At 73.0% G+C, this 25779-nt stretch carries 20 protein-coding genes; 7 read left to right on the top strand and 13 right to left on the bottom strand.

Going from position 1 to position 25779, the window contains the following annotated elements; genetic code table 11:
• On the bottom strand, nucleotides 1-707 hold a 707-nt coding region (locus WN71_RS10675; protein WP_276208096.1), incomplete at its 3' end, for a carboxyl transferase domain-containing protein.
• 412 nt (nucleotides 708-1119) lie between these two features.
• Between WN71_RS10675 and WN71_RS10670 the strand changes: the two genes are divergently transcribed.
• Nucleotides 1120-1710, top strand: a complete 591-nt coding sequence (locus tag WN71_RS10670; RefSeq protein WP_046587872.1) for a YceI family protein — start codon at nucleotides 1120-1122, stop codon at nucleotides 1708-1710.
• A 325-nt stretch (nucleotides 1711-2035) separates the two neighbouring features.
• Here WN71_RS10670 and WN71_RS10665 read toward each other — a convergent pair whose 3' ends face one another.
• Genes WN71_RS10665 through WN71_RS10655 form a run of 3 tightly spaced genes read right to left on the bottom strand, consistent with a single transcriptional unit; the run spans nucleotide 2036 to nucleotide 5447 of the window.
• Nucleotides 2036-2797 (bottom strand): ABC transporter permease, encoded by a 762-nt coding sequence (locus WN71_RS10665; RefSeq protein ID WP_240529625.1) that lies wholly within the window; start codon nucleotides 2795-2797, stop codon nucleotides 2036-2038.
• A complete protein-coding gene (locus tag WN71_RS10660; protein WP_046587867.1) occupies nucleotides 2794-4353 on the bottom strand; it encodes a DUF1349 domain-containing protein in 1560 nt (519 codons plus the stop codon). Before WN71_RS10660 ends, WN71_RS10665 begins: the two co-directional genes overlap by 4 nt.
• Nucleotides 4350-5447 carry an ABC transporter ATP-binding protein gene (locus WN71_RS10655; protein WP_079177790.1) on the bottom strand — a complete coding sequence of 366 codons (1098 nt, stop codon included), beginning with the start codon at nucleotides 5445-5447 and terminating at the stop codon, nucleotides 4350-4352. The genes WN71_RS10660 and WN71_RS10655 overlap by 4 nt, the downstream gene beginning before the upstream one ends.
• A gap of 160 nt (nucleotides 5448-5607) precedes the next feature.
• Between WN71_RS10655 and WN71_RS10650 the strand changes: the two genes are divergently transcribed.
• Both WN71_RS10650 and WN71_RS10645 read left to right on the top strand, forming a co-directional pair.
• On the top strand, nucleotides 5608-6741 hold the full coding sequence (locus WN71_RS10650) for a sensor histidine kinase (protein WP_046587885.1): 1134 nt from the start codon (nucleotides 5608-5610) through the stop codon (nucleotides 6739-6741).
• Nucleotides 6742-6775: 34 nt separating this feature from the next.
• Nucleotides 6776-7444 carry a response regulator transcription factor gene (locus WN71_RS10645; protein ID WP_046587865.1) on the top strand — a complete coding sequence of 223 codons (669 nt, stop codon included), beginning with the start codon at nucleotides 6776-6778 and terminating at the stop codon, nucleotides 7442-7444.
• An 87-nt stretch (nucleotides 7445-7531) separates the two neighbouring features.
• On the opposite strand, the gene WN71_RS10640 is transcribed toward WN71_RS10645, so the two are convergent.
• Nucleotides 7532-8584, bottom strand: coding sequence for an FUSC family protein (locus WN71_RS10640; RefSeq protein WP_143074826.1), 1053 nt, complete (start codon nucleotides 8582-8584; stop codon nucleotides 7532-7534).
• Between the two features lie 70 nt (nucleotides 8585-8654).
• On the opposite strand from WN71_RS10640, the gene WN71_RS10635 reads away from it, so the two are divergent.
• Nucleotides 8655-9137 (top strand): MarR family winged helix-turn-helix transcriptional regulator, encoded by a 483-nt coding sequence (locus tag WN71_RS10635; protein ID WP_079177789.1) that lies wholly within the window; start codon nucleotides 8655-8657, stop codon nucleotides 9135-9137.
• A gap of 446 nt (nucleotides 9138-9583) precedes the next feature.
• Here WN71_RS10635 and WN71_RS10630 read toward each other — a convergent pair whose 3' ends face one another.
• A complete protein-coding gene (locus WN71_RS10630) occupies nucleotides 9584-10990 on the bottom strand; it encodes a hypothetical protein (RefSeq protein ID WP_046587860.1) in 1407 nt (468 codons plus the stop codon).
• 62 nt (nucleotides 10991-11052) lie between these two features.
• Nucleotides 11053-14091, bottom strand: coding sequence for a glycoside hydrolase family 3 protein (locus tag WN71_RS10625; RefSeq protein WP_046587858.1), 3039 nt, complete (start codon nucleotides 14089-14091; stop codon nucleotides 11053-11055).
• A gap of 127 nt (nucleotides 14092-14218) precedes the next feature.
• Here WN71_RS10625 and WN71_RS10620 point away from each other — a divergent pair, with 127 nt between their 5' ends.
• Together WN71_RS10620 and WN71_RS10615 are read left to right on the top strand one after the other, a co-directional pair.
• Nucleotides 14219-16084: a ricin-type beta-trefoil lectin domain protein gene (locus tag WN71_RS10620; RefSeq protein ID WP_167382915.1), complete on the top strand. Its 1866-nt coding sequence runs from the start codon at nucleotides 14219-14221 to the stop codon at nucleotides 16082-16084.
• Nucleotides 16085-16118: 34 nt separating this feature from the next.
• The gene (locus WN71_RS10615; protein WP_206300055.1) at nucleotides 16119-16607 is read left to right on the top strand and encodes a hypothetical protein; all 489 of its coding nucleotides are present in this window, start codon (nucleotides 16119-16121) and stop codon (nucleotides 16605-16607) included.
• 7 nt (nucleotides 16608-16614) lie between these two features.
• Here WN71_RS10615 and cimA read toward each other — a convergent pair whose 3' ends face one another.
• The 5 genes from cimA to ureA form a co-directional block, all read right to left on the bottom strand.
• Nucleotides 16615-18225: a citramalate synthase gene (cimA, locus tag WN71_RS10610; protein ID WP_046587855.1), complete on the bottom strand. Its 1611-nt coding sequence runs from the start codon at nucleotides 18223-18225 to the stop codon at nucleotides 16615-16617.
• A gap of 499 nt (nucleotides 18226-18724) precedes the next feature.
• Complete coding sequence (locus WN71_RS10605) at nucleotides 18725-19324, bottom strand: TetR/AcrR family transcriptional regulator (RefSeq protein ID WP_046587853.1); 600 nt, start codon at nucleotides 19322-19324, stop codon at nucleotides 18725-18727.
• A gap of 11 nt (nucleotides 19325-19335) precedes the next feature.
• Entirely contained in the window at nucleotides 19336-20373 is a 1038-nt protein-coding gene (locus WN71_RS10600) for an agmatine deiminase family protein (RefSeq protein WP_046587851.1), read from the bottom strand.
• An 11-nt stretch (nucleotides 20374-20384) separates the two neighbouring features.
• Entirely contained in the window at nucleotides 20385-22097 is a 1713-nt protein-coding gene (locus tag WN71_RS10595) for an urease subunit alpha (protein ID WP_046587848.1), read from the bottom strand.
• Complete coding sequence (gene ureA, locus WN71_RS10590; RefSeq protein ID WP_046587845.1) at nucleotides 22094-22840, bottom strand: urease subunit gamma; 747 nt, start codon at nucleotides 22838-22840, stop codon at nucleotides 22094-22096. Before ureA ends, WN71_RS10595 begins: the two co-directional genes overlap by 4 nt.
• Before the next feature lie 157 nt (nucleotides 22841-22997).
• On the opposite strand from ureA, the gene WN71_RS10585 reads away from it, so the two are divergent.
• A complete protein-coding gene (locus tag WN71_RS10585) occupies nucleotides 22998-24431 on the top strand; it encodes a cytosine permease (RefSeq protein ID WP_046587843.1) in 1434 nt (477 codons plus the stop codon).
• Between the two features lie 136 nt (nucleotides 24432-24567).
• Here WN71_RS10585 and WN71_RS10580 read toward each other — a convergent pair whose 3' ends face one another.
• Nucleotides 24568-25656, bottom strand: a complete 1089-nt coding sequence (locus WN71_RS10580; RefSeq protein WP_046587841.1) for a branched-chain amino acid aminotransferase — start codon at nucleotides 25654-25656, stop codon at nucleotides 24568-24570.
• Nucleotides 25657-25779: the final 123 nt, after the last annotated feature.

Here is a 25779-nt window from a genome sequence, read left to right as displayed (position 1 = left end):
AGGCCGTTCTGGGTGATCTCCTCGCCGGTGACCGCCTTGACGACGTCCGGGCCGGTGATGAACATCTGCGAGGTCTCACGGACCATGAACACGAAGTCCGTCAGCGCCGGGCTGTAGGCCGCGCCGCCCGCGCACGGGCCGAGCATCACCGAGATCTGCGGGATCACCCCCGAGGCCCTGGTGTTGCGCTGGAAGATGCCGCCGTACCCGGCGAGCGCGGACACGCCCTCCTGGATCCGGGCACCCGCACCGTCGTTGAGGGAGACCAGCGGGGCACCCGCCGCGATGGCCATGTCCATGATCTTGTGGATCTTCGTCGCGTGGGCCTCGCCCAGCGCGCCGCCGAAGATCCGGAAATCGTGCGCGTACACGAAGACCGTACGGCCCTCGACCGTGCCCCAGCCCGTGATCACACCGTCGGTGTAGGGCTTCTTCGCCTCCAGACCGAACCCGACCGCACGGTGCCGGCGCAGCTGCTCGACCTCCTGGAAGGAACCCGCATCGACCAGCAGCTCGATCCGCTCCCGCGCCGTCAGCTTGCCCTTGGCGTGCTGCGCCTCGGTCGCCTTCGCACCGGGGCCCGCCAGGGCCTGCGCACGGATCTCGCGCAGCTCGGCGACCCGGCCCCGCGCGTCCGTCGGCTCCGCCGCCGGCTCGGTCGTGGGCTCGGCGGTCGATTCGCCCGTCGTCTCTTCCAAAACGGTCATGTAGCGACCTTACGAAGCCCCGCAAGAAAAGCGAGCCGTCGACTCCGTACAGTCTCCGGCCCGTTTTCCTGGTAGCACTTAACAGAACTTCAACGCCATGCAGGCGTTCCGACTGCTCAGGGGGCCCTGGGCTTGTAGGGGTCACACAAACGCGAAGGCTGAGACCCGGCTCACACCCGGTGCCGTACATGCGGTCAGCGGAGTGACGCGCACGTCCGTGGGGGCGGGTGAAGGGTATCCCGGCGGGGCCCGACCGGGTGATCACCCATGGCTCCTGACGGGTGACACGCCGAAGACATTGAATCGGCCCGGGAATGGGTCTACGGTCGGACACGTTGCTAGTCATTGAACGTTAAACAACCTGTCGCCGCGACCCGTCACGAGCCGCGACCATCCCCCCTAGGAGAACGTCATGGGCCTCTTCGGCAACAAGAACGACGACGCCGAGACCGCCGGCACCGACCTGGCCTCGGTCACCGGCGAGTACACGCTCGACCCCGCGCACACGAGGATCGGCTTCGTGGCCCGGCACGCGATGGTGACCAATGTGAAGGGCAGCTTCCACGAGTTCTCCGGCACCCTGCACCTGGACGGCGGCGACCCCGCGAAGTCCACCGCGTCCATCGACGTCGCGATGGCCAGCATCGACACGGGGAACGCCGACCGTGACGGGCACCTGAAGTCGGCGGACTTCTTCAAGTGCGACGAGTTCCCGACGATGACCTTCCGGTCGACCTCGGCGGAGGACCTCGGCGGCGGCGACTACCGCCTCACCGGCGACCTCTCCATCCTCGGCGTCACCAAGCCGCTCACCATCGACCTCGAGTTCAACGGCGCCGCGAAGGACCCCTTCGGCAACGAGCGGGTCGGCTTCGAGGGCAAGGCGGAGATCCTGCGGTCCGAGTGGGGCCTGACCTGGAACGCGAAGCTGGAGACGGGCGGCGTGCTGGTCTCCGACAAGATCAAGCTGACGTTCGACATCTCGGCGATCAAGCAGGCGTGACGCCTGCGGCGCGCTCGACGACAACGCCCGCCCCTCCGCTGCCGCGGCCGGGGCGGGCGTTTCCGTCACGGGATACGACCGCGACCCGGCGGGGCTGACGGCACAGTTCCTTGCGGGCCGATGGGGCTGGCCGCACAGTTCCCCGCGGGCCGGTGGGGGCTGGTCGCGCAGTTCCCCGCGCCCCTGACGGGGCCCGACCACCACCCCCTAGGGGCGCGGGGAACTGCGCGACCAGCCACGACGCAGCCGCACGGGGGCACCACGCCCGGCACGCGGCCGCGGGAAGGCCGAGGCGGGCCGGGCTCGCTGACGGGGCCCGCGGCCGTCACGCGTCGCGGAGGCGGAACGCCACTCCCCCAGCCGTCAGCAGACCCACCGCATAGGCCGCCAGCACCCCGAGCCCGGCCCACGGCCCGATGACCAGTCGGTCGAGGTCCCGGGTCCACTGGACGGACAGCCCGGCCGGCATCGGCGCCCAGCGCTGCAGCCGGTGCTGCCAGCTGACCGAGGGCAGCAGCTCGGCCAGCAGCGGCACCGCGTAGAGCAGGCCGAGACCCAGCGTCAGCGCGGCCGCGGTGTCCCGCAGCAGCGTCGCGAGGCCGAGGCCCAGCAGCGCCACCAGGACCAGGCAGAACACCGAGCCCACCGCGGCCCGCGCCTGCGGACCCGGCACCGGCACGACCAGCCGGGCGGCGGCGAGCGCGAGCGGCACCGCGGCGGCCGCGGCCACGCCGGTCGACAGCGCCACCACCGCCGCCTTCGCCGCCAGCACCCGGCGGCGCAGCGGTACGGCGGCCAGCGTCACCCCGATGGTGCCCGTGCCGTACTCCGCCCCCATCGCGAGCACCCCCAGGACCAGACAGAGCGCCTGGCTCAGCCACACCCCCGTCAGGCTCAGCCGCACGGTGTCCGCGTGGCACAGCGCCCGCGACGGGCAGGTCCGGCTCGCCGACGCCGCCGCGGCCGTGCCGAGCACCACCGTCAGCACCGGCACCGCCGCGAGCAGCCACCACGTACTCGCCAGGGTGCGCAGCTTCGTCCACTCCGCGTGCAGCGCCCTCACGCACCCCGCGTGCAGCGCCCTCACGCGTCCCTCCTGCGCACGGTCCACACCGCCAGGCCCAGGGCCGCCGCCGTGTACGCCACCAGGACCAGCAGACCCGGCCACGGATCGAGCGGATAGCACCCGCTCTCCGGCAGACAGGTCTGCCGGCCGAACCCGTAGTGCGGCACGCCCTGCTGCACGGCGAACGCCGCCGCCGGGGTCACCCGCAGCAGCCACCGCGCGAGGCCGAGCGGGAGCGCGAGCGACAGGATCTGCGGGAGGACCACCAGCACCGTGACGGTCGCGATCGCGCCCGCCGTGGACCGCAGCACCGCCCCCACCGCGAGGGCCAGGACCGCGACCAGGGCCATCAGCAGCGCGCTGCCGACCACCGCGCGGGCGGCCGGGCCGTGCAGCAGCGGCAGGTCGGGGAAGGCGGGCTCGGCGTAGCCGTTGCGGCGCAACCCGCGCTGGGCGAGGACATAGCCGAGCGCGAGGGCCGGAAGGCAGGTCACGACGGTCACACCCCCGATGACCAGGGACTTCGCCCCGAGCACCGCCGCCCGGGACGGGCTCGCCGTGAACGTCGTACGGATCAGGCCCCGCTTGTACTCGCTGGTCATGAACAGCACGCCCACCGCGACCAGGAACAGCAGACCCACGGAGACGCCCTGGAAGCTCATCTGGACCCGGTCGGGCTGCAAGGTGTCGGGCGCGATGTCCCCGTGCCCGGTGAGCGTGTAGGTGCCGGCGGCGGAGACCTGGGTGCGGCCCTCGCCCGGCGCGTTGTGCGGGGTGGGGCCGTCCGGCGCCGGAGCGCCGACGTCGGTACTGGCCCAGTCCGCGTCCGGCGAGGTCCCCCGGAGGGAGAGGTGGTCGAAGGCCGCGGTCACCGAACCCCCGCCGGAGGTCACGCTGCCGCCGCCGATGGACCGGCTGACCTCCTCGTGGTCGGGCGTGGCCACGAAGACGCCCGCCTGGACCGTGCGCGCGAGCCCGGACAGGCGCACGGCGGCGATCCGCGTCCAGCCCCGGCCGTCCGCCGACGCGTACGCCGTCACCGTGTCGCCCTTGCGGGTCAGGCGCAGCCACTGCGGGGAGGCCGTCGGATCGGCGGCGGGGCCCGCGGTGTCGTGGGTGAAGTTCCATTCGGCGCGCACGCCGTGGCCGGGGGTGACCATCACGGCGGCGTAGGGCGCGCCCCGCTTCAGGCTCTGCTTGATCAGCAGGCCCGCCTTGGCCCACGGCTCCAGGCCGCCGCCGTCGGCGCGCATCGAGGTGACGCGCACCGTCAGGGTGCCGTCGCCGGTGAGCGAGCGGTGGGTGGTGCGGAAGGAGTCGCTGACGACGGTGCCGTCCGGGCCCTGCACGAACGGCGGGCTGCCGCTGGTGTGCGAGCCGCTCGCGGAGAGCATGGAGATCAGCACGGTGACGACCGCCGCCGCGAGAAGGACCAGGGGCCAGGCGCGGACCGTGCGGAACTTGGTCCACTCCGCCCGCAGCAGGTGGAGAAAGCCCGCGCGGGCGGGGTGCAGGCGGGAGCGGTGGGGCGCGGGCGGCCCGGCCGGGGTGGCGGGCGGCGTGGAGGTCGCGGTCATCGCCCCGCCCCGGTGTCCGTGGCGTCCGCGGCCTGCGCGCTGTCCGTGGCCTGCGCGCTGTCCGTGGCCTGCGCGCTGTCCGTGATCTGCGGCCTGTCCGTGCTCTGCGGGCTGTCCACGCTGTCCGCGGTGTCCGCCGTGTCCGTGTCCCGCTCGCCGTCGGGAGCGGTCTCCCGGGGGGCCGTGGCCGTGAACTCGGCCGACGTTCTGGTGAGTTCCATGTACGCCTCCTCCAGGGTGGCCCGGTGGGCGCCGACCTCGGCCACCGGTATGCCCCGCGCGCTGAGCAGTTCGACGATCCGCTGGGCCGGCAGCCCGGTGACGGTCAGGGTGTCCCGGTCGGTCACCGCGACGGTGGCGCCCTCCCGGGTGAGCAGTTCCATCGCCGCCGTACGCGCGTCGGTGCGCACCCGCACCCGGTCGCCGGAGGCGGCGGACAGCAGGTCCGCGACGGACGTGTCCGCGATCAGCCGGCCCCGCCCGATGACCACCAAGTGGTCGGCGGTGTCCTCCAGTTCGCTCATCAGATGGCTGGAGACGAGGATCGCCCGGCCCTCGGCGGCCAGCCCGCGCAGCAGGGCACGGATCCACTGGATGCCCTCGGGGTCAAGGCCGTTGACGGGCTCGTCGAGCAGCAGGACCGAAGGGTCGCCGAGCAGTGCGGCGGCGATGCCGAGGCGCTGGCGCATCCCGAGGGAGTAGCCGCCGGCCTTGCGGCGGGCCGCGCCCTCCATGCCGACCTGCTCCAGCACCTCGTCGGCCCGCCGGGCGGGCAGCCCGTGCGAGTGGGCCAGCCAGAGCAGGTGGTCCCGGCCGCGCCGGCCGGGGTGCACGGCGGCGGCGTCGAGCAGCGCGCCGACCTCCAGCAGAGGGGTGCGCAGCGCGTGGTAGGGGCGGCCGCAGACCAGGGCCCGGCCCTCGTCGGGGGCGTCCAGGCCCAGCAGGGCGCGCAGGGTGGTGGACTTGCCGGCGCCGTTGGGGCCGACGAAGCCGGTGACCGTGCCGGGCTCGACCGTGAAGGAGAGTCCGTCGACGGCCAGAGTCCGGCCGAACCGCTTGCGCAGGTTGCGGACTTCGATGGTGGCGTCGCTCATGGCGAGGAGGCTAGGCCGGGCGGCGGGGGCGGGTCGTCACGCCCTGGGGGTCCCTCGCACGGGGGATGCGCCGGGCGGCCGTCCCGGCAGAATGGCGGTCGTGGGTGAGAGCACACCGGTCGCGGCCGGAGCGGCACGGATCGCCGGGATCGACGGTGTGATGGCGCGGCGGGAGGTCCGGGCGGTGCCGTTCGGGCTCGCCCTGCTGTCGCTGGGTGAGGTGCTGCTGCGCGGGAGCGCGGCGCCGGGCACGCTCGCGGCCGTGCTGCTGCTCGCGCTCGCCACCACCCTTCCGCTCGCCCTGGTACTGGGTTCCGAGGGCGCCGTACGGGCCACCGCCGGCGTCGCGCTCAGCGGTGGCGGGGTGCTCGCGCTGGAGCCGTTCCGCGCGCTCACGCTGGCCGGTCTGGTCGCCCAGCCGCTCTGTGTGTACGTCCTCGGGCGGGCGGGCCGGCCCCGGCTGTGCGGACTGCTGCTGCTGCCGTACGCGGTGATCGCGCTGGTCGACGGCGACCGGTGGGCCCGCGTGATCGCCGTGCTGGCGGTGACGCTCGGTTCGGCGGCGGCCGCGGCGGGCCTGTCCCGGCACGCCCGGCTGACCGCGCTCGCGCACAGCGCCACCGAGCGGGCCTTCGCCGACACCCTGCTCGAACACGCGGCGCGGGGCGAACGGGCGCGTATCGCACGGGAGTTGCACGATGTCGTCGCCCATCACATCTCGATGATCGCGGTGCAGGCGGAGACCGCGCGGCTGACCACGGCCGGGCTGCCCGCCGAGGGCGCGGCCCGGCTGCTGGCCATCGGCGACACCGCGCGCGCCGCGCTGACGGAGATGCGGCGGCTGCTCGGGGTGCTGCGCGAGGACGCCGACCCCGGTGTGCAGCGACGGCCGCAGCCCGGGCTGCGCCAGCTGATCGACCTGGTGGACGAGGCGCGGGAGGCGGCGGGCTGCCGGGCCCGGCTGATCGTGAGCGGCACGGTCGTACCGCTCGACCCGGGCGTGGAGGTCACCGCGTACCGCATCGTGCAGGAGGCCCTCACCAACGCGCGCCGCCATGCGCCCGGGGCCGCCGTGGACGTCGAACTCCGCTACGGGGGCGAGGACCTGACCCTGTGCGTGCGCGACAACGGACCGGGCCCCGGCGCGGCGCGGCCGGGCGCGGCCGGGCACGGCCTGCTCGGCATGGCGGAGCGGGCCGCGACGGTCGGCGGCTTCCTGCGCACCGGCGCGGCCCCGGCCGGCGGCTTCCAGGTGGAGGCCCGCCTGCCGGTCCGGCCGGAGGAGACGCGGTGAACGAGAGTGCCGGCATCCGGCCGGAGGAGGCACGGTGAGCAAGGGGGCCGGTATCCGGCTGGTGGTCGCCGACGACCACGAGATCGTCCGCGCCGGTTACGCCGGACTGCTCGCCACCCAGCCGGACTTCACCGTGGTCGGCACGGCGGCCGACGGGGCCGAGGCGGTGCGGGTGTGCCGCCGGGAGCGGCCCGACGTGGTGCTCATGGACGTACGGATGCCGGTGCTCGACGGCATCCGCGCCACGGCGGAACTCACGGGCCCCGACGCGCCTCGGGTGCTGATCCTGACCACCTTCGACCTCGACGAGCATGTCTACGACGCCCTCGCGGCCGGGGCCAGCGGCTTTCTGCTCAAGGACGTGACCGCCGAGCGGCTCTTCGAGGCGGTGCGGGTGGTCGCGGCCGGTGAGGCGCTGCTCGCCCCCGGTGTCACCCGCCGTCTGATCGCCGAGTTCGCCCGGCTGCGCCCCCGCGGCCCCGCCCCGCGGCCGCCCGCCGGGCTGACCCCGCGCGAGACGGAGGTGCTGCGGCTGCTCGCGGAGGGCCTCTCCAACCCCGAGCTGGCGGCCCGGCTGCACGTGGGCGAGGAGACGGTGAAGACCCATGTCAGCCGCATCCTGTCGAAGCTGGGGCTGCGGGACCGCACCCAGGCGGTGGTGCTGGCCTACGAGTCCGGGCTGGTCGTACCCGGCGGCGGCTGAGCCCGCAGGGGTTCAGGTCGCCGGGACTCGGGCCTCCGGGACCGGGGGCGCGGGCGCTCGGGGCGCGGGGGCTCGGGGCGCGGGGGTTCAGGTCGCCGGGCGGAGGGCGGGCGTGGTGCGTCGGCGCGGTACCGGGAGCAGCCACCAGGCGGCGGCGACGGACACGGCCGCGCCGATCCCGATGGCCGCGAGACGGGTGAGCAGCAGGGACTGTGCGTCCTGGCCGAAGTAGCCGAGCAGCAGCGACAGCGCGGTGGTCATCCCGGCCGCCCAGTAGGCGTAGTTGAGCGGCCGCAGCCACAGCGCGACCGCGAGCACCCCGAACATCACCGCGACCGAGGCGTGCCCGTCGATCCCGGCCGCCGCCACGCCGGTGGCGAGCAGGGTGCCCGCGGCGGCGCCCAGGCAGCGCTCGACACCCTTGCGCAGCACGTCGGTCCTGCCCCGGTTGCCGCTCGCGGCGACGTACGCGGTGAGGACCATCCACGGCCAGTGGTGGTCGTAGCAGAGCCGCCCCAGGGCGAAGGCGGCGGCCACCCCCGCCGCCATCTGCAGCGCCATCCGGGTGCTGGGGCGCGGGTGGAGCCGGGAGGGGCGGCTCGGCGCGGCCGGTTCGGCTGCGCCGGGCCAGGGGCCCCAGCGGTCCGCGACGCCCTGAACCAGCCAGACGCCGGCGCAGGCCACGGCGCCGATCAGGGCCGACCAGGCCCAGTTCAGCAGCCGGTCGCCGGCCTCCGGCGGCAGCGCGGGGCCGGGGACCACGAGCAGCGCGACGAGCGGCAGCGTCAACAGGGTGCCCGCCTTCGTGGCGACGGGGCCGTAGCGGCGGATCCAGATGGCGAACGCGAGGACCGCGGTGAAGACCGCCGCTCCGGCCGCGTAGTGCGTCGCGATCAGCCGGCCGAGCAGTTGCGCGAGGCCCGCGGCGACGGGCAGCAGGGCCAGCGCGGTCAGCCTGCGGCGGGTGTCGGCGGTGCGCTGGGTGGAGGAGAGGGTGAGGGTCAGGGCGACCGCGAGGACCAGTGAGTCCGTGTGCAGTCCCGCGGTGGTCTCCAGGATGAGGGCGATGCCCCAGGAGAGCAGTACGGCGGTCATGGTCAACGCCGCTTCGTACGCGTTGCGTATTAGTTTGGCGGTCACGGGGCAAGGATAAAGGGATTCTCAGCCTCACCACCCCGCACAATAGTAAGCCGATGCGTATGATTCCGTCATGGATCAGCTCCCCGTCGCGCCCGCCGCCCATGAGTCGGAGGCCGAGGCCTCGCGTCTCGCCGAGGCGGCCCGGATCCGCCGGGGGCTGATCCGGCTCGGCCGGCGGCTGCGGCAGGAGCGCGGCGAGGGCAGCCTCAGCGCGAACCAGCTCGGCGTGCTGGGCCATCTGCACCGCGACGGCCCGGCGACGCCCGGCGAGATCGCGGCGGCGGAGCGGCAGCGCCCGCAGTCGCTCACCCGGGTCTTCGCCGAACTGGAGGCGGAGGGGCTGATCGCGCGCGAGCAGGCCACGGGCGACCGACGCCGGTCGCTGCTGCGGCTCACCGAGGCGGGCCGGCGGGAGCTGGAACGGGACATGGCCGAACGGGACGCCTGGCTGGCGGCTGCGCTGCGGTCGCTGGGCGAGACCGAACGGGGGGTGCTGGCGCTGGCCTCGACCATCATGGAACGCCTGGCGGAAGCGCCTCCGGCGCGGGGTTGACCACGACAGTCGACGCATCGGCCCGTCGTGGCCACCCGTCGAGCTTGGTGCCCCCGTGCGGGCGCGTCGTGGCCGGTCGCGCAGTTCCCCGCGCCCCTCAAGGGGCACAGCCCCAACCCCCCAGGGGCGCGAGGAACTGCGCGACCAAGCCCCACCGGGCCGCGACCGCACAACCCACCCAGTGGCCCCCCGCGGGCCCGTCGTGGCCGAGCGCGCAGTTCCCCGCGCCCCCAAACGGGCACAGCCCCACCCCCCCAGGGGCGCGGGGAACTGCGCGAACGAGCCCCACCGGCCCGCGGCCGCACGACCAACCCAGTCGCCCCCCGCGGGCCCGTCGTGGCCGAGCGCGCAGTTCCCCGCGCCCTAAACGGGCACAGCCCCACCCCCCCCAGGGGCGCGAGGAACTGCGCGAACAAGACCCACCGGGCCGCGGCCGCGCGGGGCGCTCAGAAGCCGCCGCCGAAGTCTCCGCCGCCGCCTCCTCCCCCGAAGTCCCCGCCGTCGCCGAAGCCGCCGCTGAAGTCGCCTGGGTCGAAGTCCGCTCCGGAGAGGTCGCCGCCCTGGTGGGGGCCGCCGAAGTCGGCGGGGCCGTCGCCCGCCGCGTAGGCCGGCGTGGCCAGCATGCCGCCGAGGACCGTGCCGACCAGCAGACCCGGCAGCAGGCCGTCGCCGAAGTAGCCCCCCGCCCACGGGCCGTAGGCCGGACCCGCGTCCCAGTAGGGGCGACGGCCCCGCGCGGTGTCGACCTCGCGGACCGCCGGGTCCTGGCCGTCCGCGAGCCGCGCCGCGTCGGCCGCGCAGACCGGCACCTGACGCGTCGCCCCGCCCGGCGGCGTCCACCCCGCGTCGGTGACCGACGGCCCGTGCCGCGGGTCGAAGAAGCACGGCGGACGCCGCTCCGGCAGCGGCCGCCCCTCGCGCCGGGCCGCGAGTTGCGCCAGGCAGAACCGGCCGTCCTCCAGCGCCTGGGTGACCGCGCGCACGTCCTCCGGGCCGCGCGCCTCGGCCATCAGCTGCTTCGCGCGCTCGTAGGCGTCGAGGGCGCGCTCGTAGTCCGCGCGCATGGCGTCGTCCGCGCCCTGTTCGGCCGGATGGAAGTCGAGGCGGTCGAGTTCCTCGCCGAAGGCGGTGATGTCCTCGTCGACGACCGTCCGCAGCCGTTCCAGCGCGGCCGTCCGCTCCTCCTCCCGGCGGCGCCGGCCGCGCCGCACGGCGATCACGGCGCCCGCGCCGCCCACGACCACGACGGCGCCCAGGGCGATCAGCGCGGCGGACGACGTGCCGCTGCCACCACTGCCGCCGCGGCCGCCCCACCCGGCCGGGGCCGTGCCGCCCATGTTGGTGAGGGCACGGTCGGTGAAGTCGGTGAGCTGGGTCGAGGCCGGCTCGCCCTGGACGCTGGAGGTCAGGTTGGTGACGGCGGTGCGCGACAGCACGGAGGAGTCGGCGCGGGCGTCGAAGCGGGCGCCCAGGCGGACGGCGTACAGGCCGGTGATCCCGGTGGCGGTGCGCAGCTTGGAGAAGAGGTTCTCGGTCGGGTATCCGGCCGGCAGGACGACGACGAAGAGGGGCTTGCCGGCGTCCTCGATCCGCTGGGCCAGCGCCGCGGCCTCGGGGGCCGACAGCTGTCCGGAGGCCTGCGGGTCGACGTAGACCGGACCCTGGCGCAGGGCGCGGGCGATCGTGGAGATGTCGGTGGCCTGGTCGAGCGCACCCGCCGCGCGGACCGGCGCGGCGCCGCGCCCCGCGGCGCTCGCCGCCCCCGCCGGTGCGACGGCGAGGGCGGCGAGGGCGACGAGCAGCAGCGTCAGGAGCAGCCCGGACAGGCTTCGGATGCGTACGACGGCCTTCATGGTTCGAAGCTACCCGAAGCCCCACAGATGCGTTCAGACCTGTGGATAACGGCTGTACGGCGTCATGCGGCCCGGTATGCCTGCGTCAGCGCGCGCACCGCCTCCCCGTAACGTCCGGTCAGCAGCAGGTGGTCGGCGTCGGCGAACGGCTTGGAGACCGCCTCGGTGAGATGGCCGCCTGTCTTCTGCTGGACGATCAGCCGGGCCTTGTCGACGAGGGCACGGCCGGTCGCGTCCGCGCCCCGGCGCTCCGCCGCGGAGGCGGCGGCCCCGAGGGCGGCGAGGGTGGCGGTGCCGCCCGAGGGCACGTCGGTGAGCGTGGTCAGGCCCCAGCCGTACGGGAACTGCGGGTCGTACGACGCGTCGCCGACGTTGATCGGCAGCTGGGACTCGGACCTGGGCCAGGTGACGGGGAGCTGTCCGGTGAAGGCCCGCTTGCCGTAGAGCACGTCGGCCACGCCGTCGCCCTCGGTGCCGGGCAGCCAGGACGCGACGAGCGAGTCGATCTCGCCGAGCCGGTCGCCGATCAGCTGGGGGCGTCCGGAGACGATCAGCACGGCGCACTTCATGGCCGCGCAGACCTTGTCGACGGCCGCCTGGTCGGCTGCGGTGAGTTCGAGGTCGTTGCCGTTGCCGACGTCGCCGACGCCCTCGGCGTAGGGGGTCTCGCCGACGACGACCACGCCCACGTCGTAGCCGCTGGTCGAGGCGGAGGCGTCCTTGGAGTAGGTGACGTTCCCGCCGGCGTCGCGCATCCCCTGGAGGATGGTGGTGCCGGTGGTGTGGGTGCCGGACTCGCCCTGCCAGGTGATGGTCCAGCCGCCGGTCTGGTTGCCCAGGTCGTCGGCGTTGGAGCCGGCGACGTAGACCTTCTGGCCCTTCTTCAGGGGCAGTACGCCGCCGTCGTTCTTCAGCAGCACCTGGGACTCGGCGGCCGCCTTGCGGGCCACGGCCCGGTGCGCGGTGGAGCCGATCTGCGAGGCGTTCGCGGTGTCCGTGTAGGGGTTCTCGAACAGGCCCAGCTGGAACTTCTGGGTCAGGATGCGGGAGACGGCGTCGTCGATCCGCTTCTCGCTGACGTGGCCCGCCTTCACCTCGGCCGTCAGGGTGGAGGTGAAGCTCTGGTAGCTGTACGGCACCATCATCATGTCCAGGCCCGCGTTGACGGCGGTGTCCACCTCGGTGGCGTAGTCGCCGGGGAGCTGGTCGATGGCGTTCCAGTCGCTGATCACGAAGCCCTTGAAGCCGAGCTGGTTCTTGAGCACGCCGGTGATCATGTCGGCGCGTGCGTGCATCTTCACCGCGCCCTTGCCGTCGCCGACGATCTCCAGCGACGAGTACGACGGCATGACCGAGCCGATGCCCCGGTCGACGGCGGTGCGGTACGGGTCGAGGTGGATGGCGTCGAGCTGCTGCCGGGTGACCGTGGTGACGCCCTGGTCGGTGGTGTAGGTGCCGGTGGTGGAGGAGCCGTAGGCGGTGCCGCCGTCGCCGACGAAGTGCTTGGCGGTGGCCAGGACCTTGTCGTCGCGGTGCAGGTCGGAGCCGTCGGCGCGGCCCTGGAGGCCCTGGATCACGGTCTCCATGGTCTTCACGAGCGCCGGGTCCTCGCCGAAGGACTCGTAGGAGCGGCCCCAGCGCTCGTCGCGGGTGACGCACAGGCAGGGCGCGAAGTCCCAGGTGACGCCGGTGGAGCGGGTCTCGGCCGCGGTCACCTCGGCGGTCTGCTGGGCCAGTTGGGGGTCACGGCTCGCGCCGATGCCGATGTTGTGCGGCATCACGGTGGCGCCCTGGAGGTTGTTGTCGCCGTGCACCGCGTCGACGCCGTAGATCAGCGGGATCTGGTAGCGGGTGGCCTGCGCCTGGATCTGGAAGGAGTCGATCATCTGCGCCCAGGCGGCGGGGGTGTTGGGCGTGGGCGTGGAGCCGCCGCCGGAGAGCAGCGAGCCGAGGCCGTAGGCGGCGACGTCGCCGCCGGTGCCGACGGCGCCGCGCTCGGCCTGGGTCATCTGGCCGGTCTTCTCCTCCAGGGACATCCGGCCGAGCAGGTCGGCGACGCGCTTCTTCACCGGCAGCCGGCTGTCGAGGTAGGGCAGGTCGTGGGCGTTGACGACCACCTGGGGGTTCGTGGCGGGCGCCTTGGCGCCGGTGACGGTGAGCTTGACGGGCACGGTCTCGGCGGGCTCGCCCGATCCGCTCTTCCCGCTCTTCCCGCTCTTCAGGGTGCGCACCTTGATGACCTGGGCGGCGCCGGAGACGGTGCCGGCGGGGAAGGTGAGGGTGCCGGAGACGGGGGTGTAGTCGCTGCCCGCGGTGGCGGTGCCGCCGGAGGTCTCGTAGGCGACGGTGACCGGCTCGTCGAGGGGCGCGGAGCCGGTGGTGGCGACGGTGACCTTCACCGACGCGGTGCCGCCCTCGTCGACCGGGTAGACGCTCTGGTCGGTGGTCACCGAGGCGCGCAGCGACTGGTCGGCCTTGCCGTACAGCTCGACGTCGTCCATGGCGAACTGCGCCTTGACCCCGACGGGCAGGGTGACGGCGTAGCCCCACATCGAGGTCAGGTTGAGGATGTGGTCGATGCCGCCGACGGGCTGGTAGTCGGTGCGGTAGACGAAGTCGGTGAAGGGGATCTCGATCTGTTTCCAGCCGCTGAAGTCGTCGGTGAACGAGGTCGTCCACAGCTCGGAGGCCTCGCCGTTCGCGCCGCCGTCCTTGATCTCGAAGTTGGTCTTCTTGCCGTTGTCCTGGCCGTCCCACCAGAACCGGATGCCCTTGTGGGCGGACCAGTCGTGGCCGGGTTCGCCGGCGGCGAAGTCGTGGCTGAAGCCGCCGTACCCGCTGATGTCGTAGGTGCCGGAGAGCACCTTGGCGCCCTCGGGGGCGTCGGAGCGGTCGGCGAACTGGAGGGTGGGCGGATCGTCGGAGTCGCTGCCCCAGGTGAAGATGCCGTCGGCGGGCTGGGACGCGAAGGGCACCTCGCCCTCGAAGCGGTCGACGGGTACGGGGGCGGGGTCGTCGGCCGCGTGGGAGACGGCGGCCGGTGACACGAGCGCGGCGAGCAGGGCAGTGGTGGTGCAGACGAGCAGGGCGGTTCTTGGCATGGACCTTCCCTCGGCTCTCTGGTTCACTCTGGCTCGAGCAGTTCACTCATGACTTAGATCACAACGTGAGTTAACTGTCGGCCCGCACACCCGTCAAGACGTCCCGTCAGGAAGGGCGAGGCACACCATGAGGAGAACCCCCCACACCGTCCGGCTGTTACTGGCCGGGCTGCTCTCCGCGGCAGGCCTGACGATCGCCGTGCCGCCCGCGCACGCGGCCGGCGAACAGGTCACCGCCTATCTGACCACCACCGACGACGCCGCCGGACGGCATGTCGTCCGCGGTCTCCAGGCGCAGACGCCGTTCGCCTTCCAGTCCGGGGCGGGCGGTGGCGGCGAGAACATCACCGTCGACGAGAACACCCGGTACCAGACCTTCACGGGCGGTGGCGCGTCCTTCACGGACACGGCGGCCTATCTGCTGAACAGCAGCGGCGCGCTGTCCTCGGCCACCCGGGACGCGACCATGCGCAAGCTGTTCTCGCCCACGGACGGCATCGGCCTGTCGTTCCTGCGCAACCCGATGGGCGCCTCGGACCTCGCGCGCTACGGCTACACGTACGACGACGTGCCGTCCGGACAGACCGACCCGAACCTCACGAGCTTCTCCATCGCCCACGACCTCACGGACGTCCTGCCGCTGACCAAGCAGGCGGTCACCCTCAACCCCTCCTTGACTGTCATGGCCTCGCCATGGACGGCGCCCGCGTGGATGAAGGACAGCGGCTCGCTCAACGGCGGCTGGCTGAAGGCGGAGGACTACGGGGCCTACGCCTCCTACTTCGTGAAGTACCTCCAGGCGTACAAGAACCAGGGCGTGAACGTCTCCTACGTCACCCCGCAGAACGAGCCGACCTGCTGCTCCGGCTATCCGTCGATGAGCTGGAACGCCTCGGGCCTGCAGTACTTCGTGGGCAGCGAGCTGCTGCCGAAGCTCCAGGCGGCGGGCCTGTCCACCAAGGTCCTGGTGCACGACTGGAACTGGGACGTCTACGACTCCTACGCGGCCGCGCTCGTGAACGACGCGACGATCCGCAACTCCCCCAACTTCGGCGGCATCGCCTGGCACGGCTACGGCGGCGACGTCACGAAGCAGACCACCGTCCACAACCAGTACCCGGCTGTGGACGCGTTCGGCACCGAGCACTCGGGCGGCACCTGGATCGCCGACCAGCAGCGCGAGGACATGTCCAACATCATCGACTACACCCGCAACTGGGCGAAGTCGGTGACCAAGTGGTCCCTCGCGGTGGACCAGAACATGGGCCCGCACAACGGCGGCTGCGGTACCTGCACGGGTCTGATCACCGTGCACAACGGCGACGGCCAGAGCGGGACCGTGGACTACACCGTCGAGTACTACGACATGGGCCAGCTCACCAAGTTCGTCCGGCCCGGCGCGCAGCGGATCGCCTCGACCGCGTCGACCGCCGTGCCGAACGTCGCCTGGCGCAACCCCGACGGCTCCAAGGCGCTGATCGCCTACAACGACTCCACCAGCGCGAAGACCGTGACGATCAACTGGGGCTCGGAACACGCCACCTACTCCCTGCCCGGCTCCACCTCCGCCACCTTCACCTGGTCCGGCACCCAGTCCGGCACCACGACCCGCACGGGGTCGTTCGTCGGACTCGCGGGCAAGTGCCTCGACGTGGCGGGCGGTTCGAGCACCAACGGCACCGCGGTGCAGCTCTACGACTGCAACGGCAGCACCGCCCAGCAGTGGACCGTGGCGGCCGACGGTTCCGTCCAGGCGCTCGGCAAGTGCCTCGACGTGACATCGGGTTCGACCGCGGACGGGGCCAAGGTGCAGTTGTACGACTGCAACGGAACCGGTGCGCAGCAGTGGTCGTACAACTCCTCCACCGGTGATGTCGTGAACACGGCGGCGAACAAGTGCCTCGACGTCACGGACAACTCGTCGGCGAACGGGGCACGGGCGCAGATCTGGTCGTGCACGGGCGCGGCCAACCAGAAATGGACGTTGCAGTAGGGCGGGCCATGCCCCGTCCGTGAGGGGGTGGGGCATGAGACGCGCGAGCGCCGCGGCGGCGGGGGTCGTCGCCGCGGCGATGCTGCTCACCGGGTGCGCGGCGGTCGACCTGCCGCTCGCGGGGGTGTGGATGGGCGCGGACCGGGTGCCCCGCGCGCTGATCCGGCCCTGCGGGGACGACTCGTACCGCAGGCCGTCGCTCGACGGACGGGCCGCGGGGGCTCAGGAGGGCCCGGTCACCACGGGGTGGGACGTACGGCTGGAGAAGCTGAGCGGGGACGCCTGGTTCCCGCTCTTCTCCCCGCCGGCCGACTGGCGGGCCCGGCACCGGGGCGCACAGCGGCTCCTCCCGGACCACCGCTACACGCTGTCCTTCGGGCACTACGTCACCGGTGACTCGTACAACGGCGTCGTCGAGTTCACCACCGAGGAGATCGGCAGGCTGAAGTCCGGCCAGGTCTGGGCCGACGGCCGGGTGATGAGCCTCGGCGAGTTCGAGAAGCTCGCCGAGGACTCGTGCTGAGGGCCGGCTACGCGGCCGGGGTCACTCCTGCGCGGAGGAGGCCGTAGGTGTAGGCGTCCTCCAGGGCCTGCCAGGAGGCGGCGATGACGTTCTCGGCGACGCCGACCGTGGACCACTCGCCCGTGCCGTCCGAGGTGGAGATCAGCACCCGGGTCGTGGACTGCGTGCCGTGGACGCCTTCGAGGATGCGGACCTTGTAGTCGACCAGTTCGAGGTTGGCCAACTGGGGATAGATCTTCTCCAGCGCCACGCGGAGGGCGCGGTCCAGCGCGTTGACCGGGCCGTTGCCCTCCGCCGTGGCGACGATGCGCTCGCTCTTGGCCCACAGCTTGACGGTGGCCTCGTTGGCGTGGGTGCCGTCGGGGCGGTCCTCGACGATCGCGCGCCAGGACTCGACCTCGAAGTACTTCAGCGGGCGGCCCTCGACCTCGGCGCGCAGCAGCAGTTCGAAGCTCGCGTCGGCGGCCTCGTACGTGTAGCCCTTGAGTTCGCGCTCCTTGACCCGCTCCACCACGCGGCCGACCACCTCGCGGTCGCCGCCGAGGTCGATGCCGAGCTCCTTGCCCTTGAGCTCGACGGAGGCGCGGCCGGCCATGTCGGAGACCAGCATCCGCATGGTGTTGCCGACCTGTTCGGGGTCGATGTGCTGGTAGAGGTCCGGGTCGACCTTGATCGCGGAGGCGTGCAGGCCCGCCTTGTGCGCGAACGCGGAGACGCCGACGTACGGCTGGTGGGTGGAGGGCGTGAGGTTCACGACCTCGGCGATGGCGTGCGAGATGCGGGTCATCTCGCGCAGCGCGCCCTCGGGCAGGACGCTCTTGCCGTACTTCAGCTCCAGGGCCGCGACCACCGGGAAGAGGTTCGCGTTGCCGACCCGCTCGCCGTAGCCGTTGGCCGTGCACTGGACGTGGGTGGCGCCCGCGTCGACGGCGGCGAGGGTGTTGGCGACCGCGCAGCCGGTGTCGTCCTGGGCGTGGATGCCGAGCCGGGCGCCGGTGTCGGCGAGGACGGTCGACACGACGGCCTGGACCTGCGCCGGGAGCATTCCGCCGTTGGTGTCGCAGAGGATCACGACGGAGGCGCCGGCCTCGGCCGCGGCCCGTACGACGGACTTGGCGTACTCGGGGTTGGCGCGGTAGCCGTCGAAGAAGTGCTCGCAGTCGACGAAGACGCGGCGGCCCTGCTCCCGCAGGAAGGAGACGGTGTCCCGGACCATCTCCAGGTTCTCCTCCAGTGTGGTGCGCAGCGCCAGCTCCACATGCCGGTCGTGCGACTTGGCGACCAGCGTGATCACCGGGGCACCGGAGTCGAGCAGCGCGCGGACCTGCGGGTCGGACGCAGCGGAGGCCCCCGCACGGCGGGTGGCGCCGAACGCCACCAGCTGGGCGTGCTTGAAGTCGATCTCCTTTTGGGCGCGGGCGAAGAACTCGGTGTCCCGCGGGTTGGCGCCCGGCCAGCCGCCCTCGATGAAGCCCACGCCGAAGTCGTCCAGGTGCCGTGCGATGGCGAGCTTGTCGGCGACGGTGAGGTTGATGCCCTCCCGCTGGGCGCCGTCGCGCAGGGTGGTGTCGAAGACGTGGAACGAGTCGTCGAGCTCGCTGGTTGCCGTCTCGGTCATGGTCTCAAGGCTCCTGTTGTGGATCTCGGTCTTACCGGAAAACCCGGCTCCACCGTCCCCTCCTGGTCCCTCGCGCCCCCTTCCCGGCTGCGGGTGGGCCGGGAAAAAAGAAAACCTCTCGCGGGTGCGAGAGGTCTGCGCGCGGGTCGAGGACGACGGTGGCCGCCCGTACCTGGTCGTACAAGGGCGGTCACTGCGGACCGGCGCGCCTGCTGCCAATAATCATGGCGAACGAGAGCACGGGGGCAGTCTGGCACAGGGGCGCTCCGCTCTCACGCCCCGTCTCAGAATGCGGGCGTTCGTCACCGTTGCGCGAGATTGGCCTGCGGCCCGCACCACGTATCCGGAGGCAGGTGTCCGTCTGCGGGCGGTGGTGGGTCGCTCGCGCAGTTCCCCGCGCCCCTTGGTGGGCAGGCCCGAGCCCCGTAAGGGGCGCGGGGAACTGCGCGACCAGCCGACGACGGCCGTCAGCCGAAGACCGACCGCCCCGTCACCGCCCTCACAGCGGCAGCGTCAACGTCGAATCGAGAAACTCGCGGACATGGTCCAGGACCTGTCCGCGGTCCGTGCCGCGCAGGCCGATCGCCACGTGGATCGAGAAGCCGTCGAGCAGCGCCCGCAGCCGCGCCGCGTACCGGTCCGGGTCGACGGGCCGGAACTCCCCGCGGGAGACGCCCTCGGCGAGCAGCGCGACGAGGTCGCGGTGCCAGACGCCCTCGATGGCGGCCTGCCGCTCCCGCGCGTCGTCGCCGGCGTTCTGCGACCGGTTCCAGACCTCCAGCCACAGCGACCAGTGCGGGTCGCGGTGGCCGTCGGGGACATAGAGGTCGACGTAGCCGTCCAGGCGCGCGCGGGCGTGCGCGTCACGGGCCAGCAGCCGCCCGCGTTCGGCGCCGAGGCCGCGCTCGCTCCACTCCAGGGTCTGGAGCAGCAGCTCGTCCTTGGAGTGGAAGTAGTAGAGCAGGTGGCCGCTGCTCATGCCGACCTCACGCCCGAGCGCGGCCATGGTCAGCTGCTCCAGGCCGCGCTCGGCGATCATCTCCATGGCGGCGGCGAGGACGTCCTCGCGAGGCGGGGCCTGTCTGCGCGCGCCGGCCATGTGGTGGTCTCCTAGATCCTCGGCTGCTGCTGGGTGATGCAGTGGATGCCTCCGCCGCCCGCGAAGATCGTACGGGCGTCCACCAGGGTCACCGTCCGCTCCGGGAAGAGCTTCCGGAAGATGCCGGCGGCGGTCTCGTCGCGCGGGTCGTCGAAGCCGCACAGCACGACGCCGTCGTTGCAGAGGTAGTGGTTGATGTAGGAGTAGTCGGCCCAGTGGCCGTCGGCCTCCAGGACGGTCGGGGCGGGCACCTCGACGACCTCCAGGGCGCGGCCGAGGGCGTCGGTCTGCGAGCGCAGGATGCCGATGACCTCCTCGGTGACCGCGTGGTCGGGGTGGGCCGGGTCGGGCTGGGAGTGGGCGACGACGACGCCGGGGCGGGCGAAGGCCGCGACGATGTCGACGTGGCCGAGGGTGCCGTAGCCGAACGGGGGGTAGTCGCCGGTCAGGCCGCGCGGCAGCCAGATCGCCTTGCGGGTGCCGAGCTGGGCGTGGATCTCCGCCTCGACCTCCTCGCGGCTCCAGCCGGGGTTGCGCTCCGGGCCGAGCTGGACGGTCTCGGTGAGCAGGACGGTGCCCTCGCCGTCGACGTGGATCGCGCCGCCCTCGTTGACCAGCCGCGAGGCGTACGTCTTCGCGCCCGCCAGGCCGGCGACGAAGGACGCTATCTTCGCGTCGTGCTCCCAGCGGGCCCAGTCCTGCGCGCCCCAGCCGTTGAACGTCCAGTCGACGGCGGCCAGTTCGCGGCCGTTGGTGAGGAAGGTGGGGCCGATGTCGCGCATCCAGGCGTCGTCGAGGTCGCGCTCGACGGTGTCGACGTCCGGGCCGAGCAGGGCGCGGGCCTCGGCGGACTGACCGGGGCCGCAGACCACGGTGACCGGCTCGAAGCGGCGCACGGCGCGGGCGACGGAGGCCCAGGCGGCCCGGGAGGCCGCGAGGTCCTCGGGGTCGTCGAAGGTCGGGTTGGGGCCCGGCCACGCCATCCAGGTGCGCTCGTGCGGCATCCATTCGGCGGGCATGCGGAAACCGTCTGCGGCGGCCTTGGTCATCTGGGGGGTCCTCACAGGAAGTACAGGCGGTTGAGGGAGACGGACTCGGCCGGCTCGGAGCGGATCGGCTCACCGTCGAGGGTGACCAGGCCGGTGCGCTGGTCCACGTCGACGGCCCCGGTACGGGAGTTCAGGCGCAGGTCGGCGGGGCCGATGCCGCGGGTGCCGCGGACCGCGACCCGGCGGCGGCGGGTCGGCATCAGGTCGTGGCCCTGGTCGAGGGCGGCCTGCGCGACGAACGCGACGGAGATCTCCGCCGGGGTGGCGCCGTGCGCCCCGAACTGCGGCCCCAGTACCAGGGGTTCGCAGGTGTCGGTGGCCGCGTTCGGGTCGCCGACGACGCCGTACGCGGGGAACCCGGCCTTGAGCACGAGCTGCGGCTTGGCGCCGAAGTACTCCGGCCGCCACAGCACGATGTCGGCGAGCTTGCCGACCTCGATGGAGCCGACCTCGTGCGAGAGGCCGTGCGCGATGGCGGGGTTGATGGTCAGCTTCGCCATGTAGCGCAGGACGCGCTCGTTGTCGTGGTCGTCGTCGGGGGCGCCGAACTCGGCCTTCATCTTCCCGGCCATGGCGAAGGTGCGGCGCACGGTCTCGCCGGCCCGGCCCATGCCCTGCGCGTCCGAGGAGGTGATCCCGATGGCGCCGAGGTCGTGCAGCACGTCCTCGGCGCCCATGGTCCCGGCGCGGATGCGGTCGCGGGCCATGGCGGCGTCGCCGGGCAGGTCCGTCTTGAGGTCGTGGACGGAGACGATCATGCCGTAGTGCTCGGCGACGGCGTCCCGGCCGAACGGCAGCGTGGGGTTGGTGGAGGAGCCGATGACGTTGGCGACGCCCGCCATCTTGAGCACGTTGGGCACGTGTCCGCCGCCGCAGCCCTCGATGTGGAAGGCGTGGATGGTCCGGCCCTCCAGCACCCTGAGGGTGTCCTCGACGGAGAGGCACTCGTTCAACCCGTCGCTGTGCAGGGCCACTTGGACGTCGTGTTCCTCGGCGACCCGCAGCGCGGTGTCGAGGGCGCGGGTGTGGGCGCCCATGTCCTCGTGCACCTTGAAGCCGGACGCGCCGCCCTCGGCGAGCGCCTCGATCAGCGGGGCGTCGTGCGAGGACGAACCGCGGCCCAGGAAGCCGATGTTGACCGGCCAGGCGTCGAAGGCGCCGAACGCGTGTCCCAGTGCCCAGGGGGAGTTGACGCCGACGCCCCACACCGGCCCGAACTCCTGGCCGATGATCGTGGTCACGCCGGAGGCGAGCGAGGCCTCCATGATGCGCGGCGACAGCAGGTGGACATGGGTGTCGACGGCGCCGGCGGTGGCGATCAGGCCCTCGCCGGAGACGATGGAGGTGCCGGTGCCGACGACGACGTCCACGCCGTCGAGGGTGTCGGGGTTGCCGGCCCGCCCGATCGCGCAGATGCGCCCCTCACGGATGCCGATGGACACCTTGCGGATGCCCTGGACCGCGTCGATCACCACGACGTTGCTGATCACGACGTCGCAGGTGTCGCGGACGGCCGCGGCCTTCAGGTGCAGCCCGTCGCGGGCGGTCTTGCCGAACCCGGCGAGGAACTCGTCGCCGTAGGCCTGCGCGTCGGACTCGACCTTGATCGTCAGCCCGGAGTCGCCGAGGCGGACGCGGTCGCCGGCGCGGGGGCCGTGGGTGGCGGCGTACTCAAGCGGGGTGAGGCGTCGGGCCTCGGCGGGGTGGCCTCCGGGGCGGCTCATCGCTCGGCCTCCTGGTCGGGGTTCTCGGACACGCCGTCCGGGTTCTCGCGTAGGGCTTCGGGGCTCTCCGGTACGCCGAGATAGCCGCAGGCGGCCGCGCGGCGCAGCGCCTCTTCGCGGGCGCCGGGGGCGTCCAGCGGTCCGTCGACCAGACCGGCGAAGCCGATGGCGACGCGGGCGCCGCCGATCGGCAGCAGGCCGATCTCCAGCGACTCGCCGGGCCCGAACCTGACCGAGGAGCCGGCGGGCACGGCCAGCCGCATCCCGTAGGCGGCGGGGCGGTCGAAGTCGAGCCGCGGGTTGGTCTCGAAGAAGTGGAAGTGGGAGGTGACGGAGACCGGGACCGGGGCGGTGTTGGTGACGGTCAGCCGGAGGACGGCCTCGGGGTCGGCATGCTCGGGGCCGGGCAGCAGCGCGCCGGGGGCCTCCTCGCCGAGTCCGCCGCCGATCGGGTCGCTGACGACCGCGAGCCGCGAGCCGTCGTCGAAGACGGCCTCGACGTGCACCTCGGTGACGACGTCCGCGACGCCGGGCAGCACGTCGTCGGGGCCGAGCACGGAGCGGGCCCGTTCGATGGCCTCGGCGAGCCGGGCGCCGTCCCGGGCGGCCTCGCACACGGTGTCCGCGATCAGCGCGGTGGCCTCCGGCACGTTCAGCCTCAGGCCGCGGGCGCGGCGGGCACGGGCCAGCTCGGCGGCCCCGAACAGCAGCAGCCGGTCGCGTTCCGTGGGGGTCAGTCGCACGGCACGGCACCTCCTGTCATCCATCCGTTTAGAGCAACACTCTAAACACAGAAGAAGAGAAAGAGAAGGATTGACGAACGGCCTGGGTGGGCGTCACATTGAGCGTCGCTCAAAAAACCGGGCGGAGACACCAGGCGGCCGTCGAAGGAGACCAGCCATGCCGATCGAACAGCGCGGGGTAGACACCATCCCGGACGTGGAACGCACCAGCGGTCCGCGGGATCTCGTCTCGATCCTGCTGGGCTCCAATCTCTGCCTCGGTGTGATCATCTTCGGCTGGCTGCCGCCGTCCTTCGGTCTCGGCTGGTGGGCCTCGGTCAGCTCCATCGTGGCGGGCACCCTCGTCGGCACGGTGCTCACCGCGCCGCTCGCGCTGATCTCGCTGCGCACGGCGACCAACCTGTCGACCTCGTCCGGCGCCCAGTTCGGCGTCCGCGGCCGGCTGGTCGGCTCGGTCGTCGGCCTGCTGCTGGCGCTCGGCTACACCGCGCTGACCGTGTGGATCGGCGGCGACGTGATGGTCGGCGTGCTCGGCCGGCTGTTCGGCCTGGAGGCCGACGGGGTGTCGTACGCCCTGGTCTACGGGCTGCTCGCGGCGGCGACCGTCGCGGGCGCCGTGTACGGCTACAAGGTGCTGCTCACCATGTCCCGGGTCCTCGCGATCGGCATGACGGCGCTGCTGGTGCTCGGCGTGGTCGCCTACGCGCCGCACTTCACCACCTCCGCGCTGCCGGAGGCCGGCGGCTACCTGCTCGGCGGCTTCTGGCCGACCTGGTGTCTCGCCGCGGTGGCCGCGGGCCTGTCCGGTCCGATCGCCTTCATCACCCTGCTCGGCGACTACACCCGCTACATCTCCCCCGCCCGGCACACCAACCGCCGTGTCCTGCACGCCACCTGGCTCGGCCTGATGCTCGGCCTGCTGGTCCCGCAGCTGTTCGGCACCTTCACGGCCTACGGCGCCCACGCGGCGCTCGACTACGCGGGCCCGCTGGTCGACGCCTCCCCCACCTGGTACCTGGTCCCGCTGCTGCTGTCCGCCTCGGCCGGCTCGGTCGGCAACGCGGGCCTGATGCTGTACTCCATGGGCCTGGACCTGGACGCGATCCTGCCGCGCGCCTCCCGTGCCCGGGCCACCTACACGGTCGCCGTCGTCGCCACGGTCTGCGTCTTCGTCGGCCACTACGCCTGGAACGCGCAGTCCGCGATGACCTCCTTCGTGCTGCTGCTGACCGCGATCGGCACGCCGTGGGCGGTCATCACCCTCATCGGCTTCGCCCGCTCCCGCGGCCGCTACGACGCCGACGCCCTCCAGGTCTTCAACCGCCGCTCGCGGGGCGGGATCTACTGGTACAAGGCCGGCTGGAACGTGCCCGCCACGGTGTCCTGGGCGATCGGCGCGGGCGTCGGCCTGCTCGCCGTCTCGCTGCCGTCGTACGAGGGCCCGCTGCTGCACCTGACCGGTGGGGTGGACTGCTCCTTCCTGCTCTCCGGCCTGGTGGGCGGCGTCGCGTACCTGCTGCTGGCGCCGCGGGGGGCCGTCGTACCGGAGGAGACCGCGGCGGAGCCGGTCCCCGCGGAGAGCGGCGCCTGAACCGGGGCTCCGGGGCCGGTCCCGGAGCGCACCGGAAAGCCTGCCCCTGCGGTGCCTGAAGCCGCAGGGACACATGACGGAAGGGCCCGCCGCGCGTCGTGCGCGGCGGGCCCTTCCGTCATGCGTCCGCCGGGGGTCAGCCCACGCGGTGCATCCAGCCGTGGGCGTCCTCGGTGGCGCCGCGCTGGATGCCGAGCAGGGCCTCGCGCAGGCGCATCGTGACCGGGCCCGGCGTGCCGTCGCCGTGGGTCCACTCGCCGGACTTGGTGCGCGCGGCGCCGATCGGGGTGACGACGGCGGCCGTGCCGCAGGCGAAGACCTCGGTCAGCGCGCCGGAGGCGGCGTCGGCGCGCCACTGCTCCAGCGTGATCACGCCCTCCTCGGCGGCGTAGCCGAGGTCGCGGGCGACCTGGAGGAGGGAGTCGCGGGTGATGCCCTCCAGGATGGAGCCGGTGAGCTCCGGGGTGACGATGCGGTCGCCGTAGACGAAGGCGACGTTCATGCTGCCGCTCTCCTCGACCTTGGTGCGGGTGACCGCGTCGAGGTAGACGACCTGCTGGCAGCCGTGCGCCGCCGCCTCGGCCTGCGGGAGCAGGGAGGCCGCGTAGTTGCCGCCGGTCTTGGCGTCGCCCGTGCCGCCGGGGACCGCGCGGACGTGGTCCTCGGCGATCCAGATGGTGACCGGGGCGACGCCGCCCGGGAAGTAGGCCCCGGACGGGGAGGCGATCAGCATGAAGAGGTACTCGTTGGCCGGGTGGACGCCGAGCGCGGCCTCCGTGGCGAACATGAACGGGCGCAGGTAGAGGGACTCCTCGCCGCCGTGCGGCGGGACCCAGTCGGCGTCCTGGCCGAGCAGCGCGTCGAGGGCCGCGATGAACAGCTCCTCGGGCAGCTCCGCCATGGCCATGCGGCGGGCGGAGTTGCGGAAGCGGCGGGCGTTCGCCTCGGGTCGGAAGACGGCGACGGAGCCGTCGGGCTGCCGGTAGGCCTTCAGCCCCTCGAAGATCTCCTGGCCGTAGTGCAGGACATGGGTGGAGGGGTCGAGGGAGATCGGCCCGTACGGAACGAGCTGCGCGTCGTGCCAGCCGCGCCCCTCGGTCCACTTGATCGTCACCATGTGGTCGGTGAAGTGGCGGCCGAACCCGGGGCTGGACAGGATCGCCTCGCGCTCGGCGGCGGCGAGCGGAGTGGCGGAGGGCTTGAGCTCGATCGTGGGCGTCGTCATGAGTGGTTGTCCTTCACCGGTTGTAGTGACGGGCCGCGCTCACGTCCCCACCGGCCGGTGGCCGGTGCTAGGACGTCCGAGCTTTCCCTCATTCCGCGGCTCCGCGTCCGATTATCGCGCGCG

Source organism: Streptomyces mangrovisoli (assembly GCF_000974985.2).
Taxonomy (GTDB): domain Bacteria; phylum Actinomycetota; class Actinomycetes; order Streptomycetales; family Streptomycetaceae; genus Streptomyces; species Streptomyces mangrovisoli.
The sequence above is the reverse complement of the archived record's forward strand: the minus strand, read 5'-3'. Positions and strand labels throughout refer to the sequence as shown.

What these genes read in the sequence shown, in the direction of transcription:
- WN71_RS10670 (WP_046587872.1), top strand. Translation starts at nt 1,120, where the DNA reads ATGGGCCTCTTCGGCAACAAGAACGACGACGCCGAGACCGCCGGCACC.
- WN71_RS10660 (WP_046587867.1), bottom strand. Translation starts at nt 4,353, where the DNA reads ATGACCGCGACCTCCACGCCGCCCGCCACCCCGGCCGGGCCGCCCGCG.
- WN71_RS10655 (WP_079177790.1), bottom strand. Translation starts at nt 5,447, where the DNA reads ATGAGCGACGCCACCATCGAAGTCCGCAACCTGCGCAAGCGGTTCGGC.
- WN71_RS10650 (WP_046587885.1), top strand. Translation starts at nt 5,608, where the DNA reads ATGGCGCGGCGGGAGGTCCGGGCGGTGCCGTTCGGGCTCGCCCTGCTG.
- WN71_RS10635 (WP_079177789.1), top strand. Translation starts at nt 8,655, where the DNA reads ATGGATCAGCTCCCCGTCGCGCCCGCCGCCCATGAGTCGGAGGCCGAG.
- WN71_RS10630 (WP_046587860.1), bottom strand. Translation starts at nt 10,990, where the DNA reads ATGAAGGCCGTCGTACGCATCCGAAGCCTGTCCGGGCTGCTCCTGACG.
- WN71_RS10625 (WP_046587858.1), bottom strand. Translation starts at nt 14,091, where the DNA reads ATGCCAAGAACCGCCCTGCTCGTCTGCACCACCACTGCCCTGCTCGCC.
- WN71_RS10620 (WP_167382915.1), top strand. Translation starts at nt 14,219, where the DNA reads ATGAGGAGAACCCCCCACACCGTCCGGCTGTTACTGGCCGGGCTGCTC.
- WN71_RS10615 (WP_206300055.1), top strand. Translation starts at nt 16,119, where the DNA reads ATGAGACGCGCGAGCGCCGCGGCGGCGGGGGTCGTCGCCGCGGCGATG.
- cimA (WP_046587855.1), bottom strand. Translation starts at nt 18,225, where the DNA reads ATGACCGAGACGGCAACCAGCGAGCTCGACGACTCGTTCCACGTCTTC.
- WN71_RS10605 (WP_046587853.1), bottom strand. Translation starts at nt 19,324, where the DNA reads ATGGCCGGCGCGCGCAGACAGGCCCCGCCTCGCGAGGACGTCCTCGCC.
- WN71_RS10600 (WP_046587851.1), bottom strand. Translation starts at nt 20,373, where the DNA reads ATGACCAAGGCCGCCGCAGACGGTTTCCGCATGCCCGCCGAATGGATG.
- WN71_RS10595 (WP_046587848.1), bottom strand. Translation starts at nt 22,097, where the DNA reads ATGAGCCGCCCCGGAGGCCACCCCGCCGAGGCCCGACGCCTCACCCCG.
- WN71_RS10585 (WP_046587843.1), top strand. Translation starts at nt 22,998, where the DNA reads ATGCCGATCGAACAGCGCGGGGTAGACACCATCCCGGACGTGGAACGC.
- WN71_RS10580 (WP_046587841.1), bottom strand. Translation starts at nt 25,656, where the DNA reads ATGACGACGCCCACGATCGAGCTCAAGCCCTCCGCCACTCCGCTCGCC.